The 12,830-nt window shown below is 64.4% G+C and carries 12 protein-coding genes; 2 read left to right on the top strand and 10 right to left on the bottom strand.

Features of this window, described 5'->3' with window-relative positions:
* Window positions 1-123: 123 nt before the first annotated feature.
* The 10 genes from Q7T45_RS17510 to Q7T45_RS17465 form a co-directional block, all read right to left on the bottom strand.
* Window positions 124-981 (bottom strand): CoA ester lyase, encoded by an 858-nt coding sequence (locus tag Q7T45_RS17510; RefSeq protein WP_304872244.1) that lies wholly within the window; start codon window positions 979-981, stop codon window positions 124-126.
* 4 nt (window positions 982-985) lie between these two features.
* A complete protein-coding gene (locus Q7T45_RS17505) occupies window positions 986-1,447 on the bottom strand; it encodes a MaoC family dehydratase (protein WP_304872243.1) in 462 nt (153 codons plus the stop codon).
* Window positions 1,448-1,487: 40 nt separating this feature from the next.
* Window positions 1,488-2,264 carry an enoyl-CoA hydratase/isomerase family protein gene (locus Q7T45_RS17500; RefSeq protein ID WP_304872242.1) on the bottom strand — a complete coding sequence of 259 codons (777 nt, stop codon included), beginning with the start codon at window positions 2,262-2,264 and terminating at the stop codon, window positions 1,488-1,490.
* Window positions 2,265-2,290: 26 nt separating this feature from the next.
* A complete protein-coding gene (locus Q7T45_RS17495) occupies window positions 2,291-3,496 on the bottom strand; it encodes a CaiB/BaiF CoA-transferase family protein (RefSeq protein WP_304872241.1) in 1,206 nt (401 codons plus the stop codon).
* Between the two features lie 142 nt (window positions 3,497-3,638).
* Window positions 3,639-4,838 (bottom strand): mannonate dehydratase, encoded by a 1,200-nt coding sequence (gene uxuA / locus Q7T45_RS17490; RefSeq protein WP_304872240.1) that lies wholly within the window; start codon window positions 4,836-4,838, stop codon window positions 3,639-3,641.
* Window positions 4,839-4,848: 10 nt separating this feature from the next.
* Window positions 4,849-5,922 carry an L-idonate 5-dehydrogenase gene (locus Q7T45_RS17485; protein ID WP_304872239.1) on the bottom strand — a complete coding sequence of 358 codons (1,074 nt, stop codon included), beginning with the start codon at window positions 5,920-5,922 and terminating at the stop codon, window positions 4,849-4,851.
* Window positions 5,919-7,325 (bottom strand): TRAP transporter large permease, encoded by a 1,407-nt coding sequence (locus Q7T45_RS17480; protein ID WP_304872238.1) that lies wholly within the window; start codon window positions 7,323-7,325, stop codon window positions 5,919-5,921. The genes Q7T45_RS17485 and Q7T45_RS17480 overlap by 4 nt, the downstream gene beginning before the upstream one ends.
* 4 nt (window positions 7,326-7,329) lie before the next feature.
* Complete coding sequence (locus Q7T45_RS17475) at window positions 7,330-7,905, bottom strand: TRAP transporter small permease (protein WP_304872236.1); 576 nt, start codon at window positions 7,903-7,905, stop codon at window positions 7,330-7,332.
* A gap of 69 nt (window positions 7,906-7,974) precedes the next feature.
* Window positions 7,975-8,883: a sialic acid TRAP transporter substrate-binding protein SiaP gene (locus Q7T45_RS17470; RefSeq protein WP_370691302.1), complete on the bottom strand. Its 909-nt coding sequence runs from the start codon at window positions 8,881-8,883 to the stop codon at window positions 7,975-7,977.
* Window positions 8,884-9,068: 185 nt separating this feature from the next.
* Entirely contained in the window at window positions 9,069-9,806 is a 738-nt protein-coding gene (locus Q7T45_RS17465) for a FadR/GntR family transcriptional regulator (RefSeq protein WP_304872233.1), read from the bottom strand.
* 129 nt (window positions 9,807-9,935) lie between these two features.
* Between Q7T45_RS17465 and Q7T45_RS17460 the strand changes: the two genes are divergently transcribed.
* Together Q7T45_RS17460 and Q7T45_RS17455 are read left to right on the top strand one after the other, a co-directional pair.
* A complete protein-coding gene (locus Q7T45_RS17460; protein ID WP_304872231.1) occupies window positions 9,936-11,393 on the top strand; it encodes a mannitol dehydrogenase family protein in 1,458 nt (485 codons plus the stop codon).
* A gap of 150 nt (window positions 11,394-11,543) precedes the next feature.
* Window positions 11,544-12,818: an efflux RND transporter periplasmic adaptor subunit gene (locus tag Q7T45_RS17455; RefSeq protein ID WP_304872230.1), complete on the top strand. Its 1,275-nt coding sequence runs from the start codon at window positions 11,544-11,546 to the stop codon at window positions 12,816-12,818.
* The last annotated feature ends 12 nt before the right edge of the window (window positions 12,819-12,830 follow it).

Genomic DNA, 12,830 nt, shown 5'->3' with positions numbered 1-12,830 from the left:
TGACAGGCTCCGCGCCGCCCGGTGGCGCAATCCGGGACTTTTCTTGCATCGCTCCCGGATTTCGCTTCATCGGCCGGCGCTTTGCGCCGACCATTTCACTCCATCCGGGCTACGGACGGCGACCTAGCGCCCGACCAGCGCCAGAATCTTCACCGCCGCGCGCAGATGCGGCTTGTCGATCATCTTGCCGTCGATCTTCACCACGCCGGAATTGGGATTGTCGTCGAACGCCTTGACGATCTTCTCCGACCAGGCGATTTCCTCTTCCGTCGGCATGAAAGCGGCGTTGACGACGTCGACATGCTTGGGGTGGATCACGGCCTTCGACAAGAACCCGTCCTGACGGGCGGCGATCGCCTCTTCCTTCAGGGCGGCTAGGTCGTCGATGTCGGTGGCGATGGTGTCGATCGCCACCACGCCGATGGCGGCGGCGCTGATCAGGCAGAGATCGCGCGCCAGCAGGAAGGGCCCATGAAAACGGCCATTGCTGCGGTTGCGCGAGGCGCCGAGCGAGGCCGCGAGATCCTCCGCGCCCCACATCATGCCCCACAGCCGCGGGCTGGCGCCCTCGAAGTCGAGCAATTTCGTCACCGCCCGCGCCGTCTCGGTCGCGACCACCACGATCCGCGTGGTGCCCTGCTCGGTGCCGGACGCGGCCTCGAAGGCGTCGAGATACAAGGCCAGATGATTGACGTCGGCAGCGCCAGCGCATTTCGGCAGCACGATCCCGTCGGGCCGGCCCGGCATTACGGCGGCGAGGTCGCCGAGCGTCATCCCGGTATCGAGCGCATTGACGCGAATGTAGATCTTCTGGGCGGGATTTCGCGCATCGAGCATATCGCGCGTAACGCCGCGCGCGGCCACCTTCTGGTCCGGCGCGATCGAATCCTCGAGATCGAGGATCAGCGCGTCGGCCGCGGTCTTCTTCGCACTTTCGTATTTGCGGAGACTGTCGCCGGGAACGAACAGGAATGAGCGCATTTCATCAGGCCTTGGGTTGCGGTTTGCAATGCATCAGTCCGGTGCGGCGGCAGATCGCCACCACCTCGCCGCGCTGGTTGGTGGCGGTGTGCTCGAACTCGACGATGCCCTGGGTCGGCCTAGACTGGCTGAGGCGCTTGGAGATGATTTTGGTATGCGACTTCAGCGTGTCGCCGTGAAACACCGGCTTCGGGAACTTGACGTCGGTCATGCCGAGATTGCCGATGGTAGTGCCGAGCGTGGTGTCGTAGACGCTCATGCCGATCATGATGCCGAGCGTGTAGAGGCTGTTGAACAGCCGCTGGCCGAATTCGGTGTTTTCCGAGAAATGGGCGTCGAGATGCAGCGGCTGGGGGTTCATCGTCATCAGGCTGAACATGGTGTTGTCCATCTCGGTGACGGTCCGGCTGAATTCATGATGATATTCCCGGCCGACCTCGAACTCCTCGAAATACAATCCTGCCATGGTGTCCCCTTTTCAGGTGTTGATTCGCGTCAATGATCAGTCAGCGCCCGGTGTATTTCGCCGCCCGCTTCTCGACGAAGGCGTTGAGCCCCTCCTGACAATCTTCCGTGCTGGCGACAAGCGCAAAGCTCTCGGCCGCATTCTCGACCGCGCGGCGGTAGTCGGCATCGACCGCGCGCATGAAGGCGTCGCGGCCGATCTTCATTACAACAGGCGATTTTGCGGCAAAGCGGCGCGCAATGGCCCGCGCGCGCTCCAGCGCAGTCCCTTTCGGCACCACCTCGCTGACGAGCCCCATGCGGTACGCGGTCGCGGCGTCGAAGGGATCGCCGAGGAACAAGGGACCAAAGGCCTGGTGCTTGCCGACCAGCCGCGGCAATTGCACGAAGTGCAGCGCCGGAATCAAGCCGACGTCGATCTCGGGATAACCGAAGGTGGCGCCATCGCCGGCAATGACCATGTCGCAGGAGATCGCGATGGTCATGCCCCCGGCCCGCGCCGCGCCGTCGACGGCCGCGATGGTCGGCTTGCCCATCCGGTACTGGATGTCGTTGAGCGCGAAATACAGCCGCTCGAGAAATCCCTTGGTTTCGGTGGCGCGCTTGCCCCTGATGATATCGAGGTCGAGTCCGGCGCAGAACACCTTGTGGGCGCTGCAAATAATCACCGCGCGCACGTTGTCGTCGTCCCGCGCCTTCGCCAGCGCCGTCAGCAGCGCGTCGATCAGCGCCAGGCTCAGCGCATTGACCGGGGCGCGGTCGAGCGTGATCTCGGCAATCGCATCCGAGACGGCATAGCGAACGAGTTCCTGGGCCATGGCGCATGGTCTCCTGTTGGTCCGGCCTAGCGGGCGGAGGTGCGGACAATGCCGGCGCTGATCAGGCCGTCGATGGCGTCAGCATCGAATCCGGCGTCGAGCAGAACCTCGCGGCTGTCCGCGCCGATATCCGGCGCCGGACACAGGTCATCTTCGGACGGTCCCGCGATGCCCGGCGTGCGCGCGGTATATATCTTGCCGATGCCGGCCGTATCCTGACAGACCGCGCCCCTCGTCGCTTCGACGTGAGCATTGTGCAGCCAGTCGCCGGGGGTGAGGATGTGTTCGGCGATGATATCGGCCGCGTGCAGCCGGCCGAGCCAGGTCTCGCTGGTTTCGGTCAGGAATACCTGTCGCAACTGCGCCATCAAGGTATCCGCCGAGTCCGCGCGCCGGGCAAAATCCTGATAGCGCGGATCGCTGCCGAGATCCTCGCGTTCGATCGCGGTGCAGAGGCGCTTGTACTGCGCCTCGTTGACCAAAGTGACCATGATCCAGCCGTCGCGGGTCTGGTAGGAGCCGGCCGGCACGTTGAGCGCGCGCGGGGCGCCGCCTTCCAGTACATATTCGGCGGCCTTGTGGCCGAGCAGTGCGGCGGTCGACTGCGCGAGGTTGACGTCGATCCAGCGGCCGGTGCCGACGGTGGCGCGAGCGAACAATGCCGTGGCGATCGCCTGGAACGCATAGACCCCGGTGGCGACGTCGGAGATGGTGTGGCCGACCCGGTGCGGCACCTTGTCGTTGCCGAGGTTGACCGAGACCAGACCGGAAAAAGCCTGCGCCACCGAATCCGAGCCCGGACGCTTTGAATAGGGACCGTCCTGCCCGAAGCCGGAGACCGAGAGATAGATCAGGCCCGGATTGTCGCGCGACAGCTCCTCATAGCCGATGCCGAGCCGGGCGGCGACGCCGGGCCGGAATCCTTCGACCAACACGTCGCTCTCGGCGGCGAGCCGTTTGGCGATCGCGATACCCTCGGCGTGCTTCAGGTCGAGGCACAGGCTGCGCTTGCCCCTGTTGTAGACCGCCGACAGCGCGGTGTGGCTGCCATAGGTGGTTCCGAGGTAGCGCGACCAGTCGCCCTCGGGCGGTTCGACCTTGATCACCTCGGCGCCGTAGACGCCCAGCAGCATCGCGCAATAGGGCGACGCGATGCCCTGCCCGAAGTCCAGCACCCGCAAGCCGCGATAGGGCGCTTCATGCGTCGGTGACATTTTCCGTTTGGCGGTCATTTTTTGTTTTTCTCATCCCCCGGAATCCGCTCGAGGCGGATCCGCAGGGAGAGAAGAGGATGGCCTTGGATGAGTCAAGCGCGCGCCAACGCGGGTCGCCCTGCGCTGGATAGGTGGTTCGAGGATGATCCGAAGGCGCCGCTCAGGCGCGATCGGCATGCTCGATGGCGCGGATGGCGCCGCGCAGTTCGGCGAGGCCGCGCAGCCTGCCGATCGCGGTATAGCCGGGATTGGTCCGCTTGGTTTCCTGGAGATCGTCGAGCATGCGGTGGCCGTGATCGGGCCGGAACACGATCTGGTCTGTGGCCGTACGGCGCCGGTTTTCCGCAAGCAGCGCCTTCAGTACCGCGATCATGTCGACGTCGCCGTCGAGATGATCGGCTTCGAAAAACGACAGGCCGTCGGCCTCCCGTTTGGTCGCCCGCAGATGGGCAAAGCCGATGCGCGACGCGAAGCGTTGCGCCATCGCCGGAAGATCGTTTTCCGCGCGCACGCCGAGCGAACCGGTGCACAGACAAATGCCGTTCGCCTTCGAGGGCACGGCGTCGAACAGCGCCTGATAATCTTCCGCTGACGAGGCGATGCGCGGCAAACCGAACAGCGAGCGCGGCGGGTCGTCGGGATGCAGCGTCAGCGTCACGCCGAGCCCTTCCGCCACCGGCGCGACGCGGGCGAGAAACTCGACCAGATGCCGGCGCAACACCTGCGAGGTGATGCCGCGGTAATGTTCGAGCCGGTCGCGAAACTGCGGGATCGAGAGCGCATCGGTGGTCGAGCCGGGCAAGGCGCTGGCGATCACCATCACCATGTAATCGATATCAGCCTGGCTCATCGCCTCGTAGACCTGCTTCGCCCGCGCCTGCGCCGCCGGCGAATATTCCGCGGCAGCACCGGGTCGTTGCAGAATATGCAGGTCGAACGCCGCAAAACGGTTCTGGTCGAAGCGCAGCGCACGGGCACCGTTCGGGAGCTCCCATTCGAGGTCGGTGCGGCACCAGTCGACCACCGGCATGAAGTTGTAGCAGATGATCTTGATGCCGGCGGCGGCGACCGCCTCCAGGCTCGAGATCCACGCCTCGATCGAGCGCGTGGCCCCGCCCCCGAGCCGCTTGACGTCGTCGGGCACCGGAATCGATTCCACCACCGACCAGGTCAGCGGTGAGCGGCCGGGCGGCCCGTTCTCGATGATCGCTTTGCGCTGCTCGACCGCCGCGCGGGTCCAGGCTTCGCCGATCGGTATCTGATGCAGCGCGGTGACGACATCGGTCGCACCGGCCTGCCGGATATCGTCCAGCGACACCGGATCGTCAGGCCCGTACCAGCGCCATCCCTGCAGCATCATCGAAAATCCCTCAATGCGCCGTGAGCACGACCTTGACGCTCTGCGAGCGATCGAGCGCCAGCCGCATCGCGTCGGGTGCGGCGGCCAATGGACGTTCGGCCGTCACCAGCGCCATCACATCGACGCTGCCGTCGGAGATCAATTCGACTGCGGTCATGAATTCGGAGCCGAACCGGAACGAGCCCCGGAGATCGATCTCCTTCGCCATGACGGCATTGGCGGGCACTGCAATCTGACCGCCCGGCAGATTACCGATCTGCACCACGATGCCACCGCGTCTGACAATGCCTATGGCGCTGGCGAGGCCGGCCGCCGTTCCCGAGACTTCGAACGCGAGATCAAATGGGCTCGTCGCGGCCTGCGCCTTCAATCCGTCATCGCCGCCGGAGACATCGGCGACATGGTCCGCGCCGAGCCTGGTGGCAAACGCCAGCGGTGCGGCGGCAATATCGACGACGGTGATTTCGGCAATGCCGGCGCGCCGCGCCGCCAGCATGGTGAGCAGGCCGATCGGGCCGGCGCCGAACACCACCGCGCGCTTGCCGCTGATATCGCCGGCGCGGGCGACCGCGTGCAGGCAGACCGCGAGCGGTTCCGCCAGTGCGGCCGCCTGGTACGGCACATGATCCGGAATTTTGACGCACTGCTCCGGCACGGCGTCGAAGAAACTGGCGAACCCACCCTGCATGTGCGGCGTCTTCGACGCCGAGCCCATGAAGAAGATGTTTTCGCACAGATTGAGCCTGCCCTCGCGGCATGGCTTGCAGCGGCCGCACCAGCGCGACGGATTGACGGCGACCCGGTCGCCGATCTTCAGTCCGGCCGCGCTGCGCGCGATCTCGATTGCGGCGCTGCTCGCAATCTCGATCACTTCGCCGGCGATTTCGTGGCCGAGCACCAGCGGCGACGTCACCACGAAATCCCCGGTGCGGGCATGGCGGAAGTAATGCATGTCCGAGCCGCAAATGCCGCCGGCGCCGAAGCGGATGCGCACCATGCCAGCGGCAAGGCGCTCGAGCGGTCGCTCGACCATGCGCAGGTCTTCCGGGCCGAACAGAGTTGCAGCCAAAGCCATCGATGTCATTTCGCAAGCCCCATATATTTCGGCAACCACAGCGTCAGTTCCGGGATGTAGGTGATCGCAATCAGCGCCAGCATCAGCGGCACCAGCCACGGCAGGATCGCCATCGTGGTGCGCTCGACCGAGAGCTTTGCGACGCGCGCCAGCACGAACAACACCATGCCGAGCGGTGGATGCAACAGGCCGATCATCAGGTTCAGCGTCATGATCAGCCCGAAGTGAATCGGATCGATGCCGAGCTTGAGGACGATCGGCAGAAGGATCGGCACCAGGATGGTGATCGCCGCGATGGTGTCGATGAAGCATCCGACGAACAGGATGAGAATGTTGGCGAGCAGCAGGAACACCCATTTTGTCTGGGTCAGCCCGAGGATGGCGTCGGTCATCAGCTGCGCGGCCTGCGAGACCGTCAGAAGCCAGGCGAAAATCGATGCCGCCGTGACGATGAACAGCACCGATGCCGTGGTCTCGATGGTGTCGAAGGTGGCCTTGGCCACCGTCTTCACGGTCATGGTGCGATAGCGCACCATTCCGAGAAACAGCGACCAGATCACGGCCGCCACCGCGGCCTCCGTCGGCGTGAACCAGCCGAGCGTCATGCCGCCGATCAGGATCACCGGCGCCATCAGCGCCATCACGGCGGAAAAATCGAAATACCAGTCGATCAGCAGCAGCACCGCGAGCCCGATACCGATCGCGAGGTTGGTCGAGACGCCGGCGATGGTCAGCAACCACACCGCGAGCGGGAAGGCAATGACGAGCCCGATCTCGGTAGCCGCCGACCCCAACTGCGTCCACGAGAACGGCGCGTCGCTGCCCCAGCCGTTCTTGTGGGCGAAGTACGCCACCGTCGCCATCATGAATAGCGTCATGAGGACGCCGGGGATGAGGCCGCCGAGGAACAGCGCGCCGATCGAGACGTTCGCCATCATGCCGTAGATCACGAACGGCAGCGATGGCGGAATGATCGGACCGAGCGTCGCCGAAGCCGCGGTGACGCCGACGGCAAATTCGGTGGAGTAGCCGTGATCCTTCATCGCCTTGATCTCGATGGTGCCGAGGCCGGCGGCGTCGGCGATCGCGGTGCCGGACATGCCGGAGAAGATCACCGAACCGATGATGTTGACGTGGCCGAGGCCGCCACGCATCCAGCCGACCAGCGCCACCGCGAACTTGTAGATGCGGCCGGTGACCCCGGCGATGTTCATGAGGTTGCCGGCCAGAATGAAGAACGGCACGGCCAGCAGCGGAAAGCTCTCGACGCCGGCGATCATGCGCTGCGCCAGCGTCACGTCGGGCGTGATGCCCGTGACGAGAATATACAGCAGCGACGACGTCGCCATCGCCAGCGCGACCGGAAGGCCGGCCAGCATCAATACCAGAAACGCTCCGAGCAGCAGCAGCATGACGTCAGCTTTCCGTTCCGTCGAATGCGCCGGGGCGCTCCAGGATCGAGTAACCGCGCCGCCAGTTGTCGACGGCGATCTGGACCGATCGGACGAACATCATGACGAATCCGAACAGCACGATGTAATAGACGAAACCCTTCTGGAATTTGATCGTCGTCATCCGCTCGTCGCCCACGACCTGAATGAAGACCCAGACCAGCTTGATGGCGTAGCCGAAGAAGGCGATCCGGATCAGGTCGATGACGGTCGAAAGCGCGCGCGCCGGCCGACGCGGCAGATAGCGAAACAGCAGATCGACCTGGATATGCCGCGACAGGCGCACGCACATCGACGATCCCACAAATACCACGCCGATCAGGCAATAGGTCGCGATCTCTTCGGTCCAGGCGTAGCTGTCGTTGAGGACATAGCGGGTAAAGAACTGCAGGAAGACGCTGAGCGCCATGATCCAGAAGATCGCCAGCGTCAGCCAGTCCTCGAACGCGTACTGCCCAAGATCGACCTTGGGGATCGCCTCCTCATCGAAGGTATGGGCGATCTCTTCCGCCGTGATCTGCGTGTGCACTTCGGCCGTCATGGGCATCTCTTTGCGTGATGAGGTCGCCTCTCCCCGCGGTTGGCGGGGAGAGGCCGAATGCCGCTTCTCTTACTTGATGGCCTGGATGCGATCCCAGTCGGCCTTGCGGTAATCAAAACTCTCGAAGGTCGTGGTCTTGAGCACCGTGTCGCGGAACGCGTTCTTGTCGACTTCGGTGACGGTGAGGCCCTTGGTCTTGAAGAAGTCGACCAGCTTGGCTTCGTTGGCCTTGATTTCCGCGGTCGCCTTGGCCGCCGCTTCCTGTGTCACGTCGGTGAAGATCTTGCGGTCTTCCTCGCTGAGCTTCTTCCAGAGGCCGCCCGCGATCACCGTGTTGAGATGGTCGACGATGTGGCCGGTCAGCACGATGTGCTTCTGCACTTCGTAGAACTTCTTGGCTTCGATCGTGGTCAGCGGGTTCTCCTGGGCTTCCACCGTGCCGTTCTGCAGAGCGAGGTAGACTTCGGCAAAGGCGATCGGCGCGGTGTTGGCGCCGCAGGCGCGCGGCATCGCCAGGTAGGCCGGAACATCCGGCACCCGGATCTTGAGGCCCTTCATGTCGGCGCAGGTCTTGATCGGTTTGTTCGACGAGGTGTGACGCACGCCGTAATAGGTGACGGCCGCGATGTGATGGCCGCTCTTGTCCTCGTAGCCCTTGGTCAGTTCCTTGAAGACGTCGCTCTTGGTGTAGGCCAAAAGGTGCTCGGCGTCGCGGAAGGTGTAGGGATAATAGGTGACGCCGATCGGCGGATAGCTTTTCGCCGCGAAGCTCGATCCGGAAATGATGATGTCGACGGAGCCGAGCGCCAGGCCCTGGTTGATGTCGGTTTCCTTGCCGAGCTGCGAGGCCGGATAGACGTCGATCTGGTAGCGTCCGCTGGTCCGCTTGCCGATCTCCTGCGCGGCCCATACCGAAGCGGTGTGGAACGGCTCCGACGTCTCGTAGACGTGGGCCCATTTCAGTTTTGCCTGGGCCATGCCGACATTGGTCGCGGCCACCAGCGCTGTTGCCGACGCGGCCAATACAATCATTGCTCTCTTCAACATGACAATTTCCTCCACTGTTACGTTTGCTTTTTTACTCAATCGGTTCGGGTTTCAGCCGAACCGTTCGAATCGATGTTTCAACGCGCCCGTCACCACAGGCGTGTCGCCAAAATTTCTCAGCCGCTCCTGATTGAAACGCGCGATGGCGAGGCTGCCTCGGCCCCAAAACTCTGGGCAAAGCGTTCCTGCGAACAGGCGAGATGATGACGCATCGCGATCCCGGCGGCTTCGGGCTCGTGCGCCGCGATGGCGTCACGGATCGCGTGATGCTCGGCGAGCGCAGCGCGCCACGATTCAGGATTCTCGAAATAGTGCGCCAGCTTGGCGAAGTAGGGATTGAGCCGCTGGTCGAACAGTTCACCGACGACGCGGACCAGCACCGCATTGTCGAGGCTCCCCGACACCGCAATATGGAAGGCGCGGTCATGGATCATCGAGGGTTCGCCGGGATGCTGCACCGTCGCCATCGCCACCAGCGACGCGTCGATGCGCTCGATATCCGCTGCCGTGGCGACCCGTGCCGCCTGTTCGGCGATCGCGCCTTCGATGAATTCGCGGGCCCGCAACACCTCGAACGGCCCTTCGATCGTGGCGGACGCCGGCAGGGGGGAAGTGGGTGCCGCCGGTTCGATGACATAGATTCCGGAGCCGACGCGGATGCGGACCCGGCCCTCGACTTCCAGCGCAATCAGCGCTTCGCGCACCGTCGGCCGCGAGACCTTCAACTGCTCGGCGAGATCGCGTTCGGTCGGCAGCCGGCTGCCGACGGCGTATTCACCGCTGTCGATCAGGGCGCGCAGTTGATCGGCAATCTGGCGATAGAGGCGCCGCGCCTCGACAGCTTCGAGCGGCACGCTGGTCTCCCTGTAACGGTTCCCTGTGGCACATTGGCCTTACCAATTGACCGGAGGATTGACGGGAAAAGCCGCCTATGTCAAGCGAGAGGCGAAAAATCCCGCTTTTCACCCAGATTGGGGTCGATTTTGCGCCTCTCCAACGCCAGCCTCGATCTGCTTCCGGACAGTGTTCGCCGCCCTGATTATGACCGCGCGCGGGTCACGCCGGGCATCGTTCATCTCGGCATCGGTGCCTTCCACCGGGCGCATCAGGCCGTGGCCATCGACGACCTGCTCGCCAGGGGGGCAACCGATTGGGGAATCGTCGGCGCCAGCCTGCGAAGTTCGGACACTCAGGATGCCCTCGCCCCGCAGGACTGCCTCTACACAGTGGCGACCCGTTCCGGCGCGGGCGCCGAGCACCGGGTGGTCGGCGCGGTCGTTGCGACCGAGGTCGCCAGGGCCAACCCCGCGCGCTTGATCGCGCGCATGGCCGATCCGGCAACGCGGATCGTCTCGCTCACCATCACCGAGAAGGGATACTGCCACACGCCGCAGACCGGCGAACTCGACGAAGGTCATCCCGACATCGTTCATGACCTGAAAAATCCGGATGCGCCGCGATCGGCCGCGGGATTCATCGTCGCCGCGCTGTCGCGCCGCAAGGTTTTGGGCCTGGCACCCTTCACCGTGCTCTCTTGCGACAACCTGCCCGCCAACGGCGTTACCGTGGGCCGAATACTGCAGCGGTTCGCCGATTTGCGATCGCCGGAACTCGGCCAATGGATCGCGGATGAGCTCGCCTCCCCCTCGACGATGGTGGACCGGATCGTGCCCGAGACCACCGATGCCGACCGCGCGGCCGTCGCCGCGGCGCTTGGCATGGTCGACGCGTGGCCTGTCGTCACCGAGCCCTTTACGCAGTGGATTGTCGAAGACCGCTTTGCGGCCGGCCGGCCGGATTTCGCCGCCGCCGGCGTGCAGCTGGTCTCTGATGTCACGCCGTTCGAGCACATGAAGCTGCGGCTGCTCAACGCCAGCCACTCGGCGCTGGCCTATCTCGGTTATCTCGCGGGCCATGAAACCATTGCCGCCACCATGGCCGACCATCGCTTCGCGGCGTTTGCGGCCCAAGTGATGGACGAGGCTGCGGTGACGCTGACGATGCCCCAGGGAACCGATCTTGCGACCTACAGCCAATCGCTGCTGCAGCGCTTTTCCAATCCGGCGCTGCATCACCGCACCTGGCAGATCGCGATGGACGGATCGCAAAAACTGCCGCAGCGGCTGCTCGGCACGATGCGCGACCGGCTGGCGCTGAATCTACCGATCGACACCCATGCGCTCGCGGTCGCCGGCTGGATGCGCTACATCACCGGCACCGACGAGCAAGGACGGAAGATCGACGTGCGCGACCCGATCGCAGCTGAACTTGCAGCGATAGCCCGGGCGGCCGGGCCGGTCGCGGACCGGCTGGCCCCGGCGCTGCTCAACGTCAGCGCGGTGTTCGGCACGCTGGGGACCGATCCCCGCATGCGTAAGGCGGTCACCGCTGCGCTGGCGCGGCTCTATCAGCTTGGCGCCGACCAGGCGCTGCCGAAGTAACGGGTATTCTATCGCCGGAAGGCCTTCGATCAGCACATCGATTCCGCGCTACGGGACGAAGCTTGATCCCAATCAATAATCCGGATCCGGTCGCAGACTACGCTTGATGCTTGGCGGCAACGGCCATCATGCACCCGGAGCCCACGCGACATGAACAAGCAGCTCGGCACCGGCGCACCCGAAAGCGGGGAAGCGTTGCCACAGGGGCCGCCTCCGTCAGCTGTACGCCCGGTCACGGAACCGCCGGCGCAGCCACGATTTGCGACCCGGCGCTGGATCATCCTCGCCTTCGCCGTGCTGCTGCTTGCGGCGGCCGGCGGCATCTGGTGGGCGGTCGGCGGCGGCGACGCCGTCGTTCGATATGAAACCGCGCCGGTTACCACCGGCGCGATTGCCCGCGGTATCAACGCTACCGGCACGGTCAATCCGGAATTGACCATCATCGTCGGGACCTATGTCTCCGGCGTAATCCAGGAATTGACCTGCGATTACAATACCCAGGTGAAGCGCGGACAGATCTGCGCCAGGATCGACGGACGCCCCTATCAGAGCATTGTCGATCAGGCGAAGGCCAACCTCGCCGTCGCGCGCGCGCAACTGGAGAAGGACAAGGCATCGCTGACCTATGCCAAGGTGGCGTATGAACGGCTGGCGACGCTGGTCGAGACCAAGGCCGTATCGAAAGACGCCTACGACAGCGCTCACAGCGAATACTTGCAGGCCCTTGCCCAGATTACATTCGACGAAGCGACCATCCAGCAGCGTCAGGCCGTGCTGGATGCCGCACAGGTCAACCTCGATTACACCAGGATTATCTCGCCGGTGGACGGCACCGTGGTTTCGCGCAACGTCACCATCGGGCAGACCGTGGCCGCCAGCTTCCAGACCCCGACATTGTTCCTGATCGCGACCGACCTCACCAGGATGCAGGTCGACGCCAATGTCAGCGAAAGCGACATCGGCGGCGTCAAGCAAGGCAATCAGGCCACGTTCACCGTCGATGCCTATCCCAAGCGTGTGTTCGAAGGGACGGTGGCCCAGGTCCGGCAGTCCCCGCAAACGGTACAGAACGTCGTCACCTACGACGTCGTCGTCAGCGTCGCCAATTCGGATCTGGCGCTCAAACCGGGCCTCACCGCGGCGACGCGCATCCTGGTCGATCAGCGCAATGACGTGCTGCGGGTTCCGAACCAGGCATTGCGCTATGTCCCGACCGGCAGGGCCATTCGTGACACGGGACAGCCGCGCATCTGGGTACTTCGCGACGGAGTTCCGGCGCCGGTTCAGGTTGCGACCGGGTTGGACGACGACGAGTTCACGGAAATCGTTCAAGGCGAGCTCAAGCCGGGCGACAAAGTGGTCGTCGGCGAACAGCGCGCCAGTTCGGGCAATGCGCGTTCCGGCGTGCCGCGCCCCCGACTCTAACCGTCCAGACGA

The sequence above is a fragment of the Bradyrhizobium sp. genome, from assembly GCF_030646015.1.
In the GTDB taxonomy this organism is placed as follows: domain Bacteria; phylum Pseudomonadota; class Alphaproteobacteria; order Rhizobiales; family Xanthobacteraceae; genus Bradyrhizobium.
This window is presented reverse-complemented; position numbering and strand designations above follow the sequence as displayed.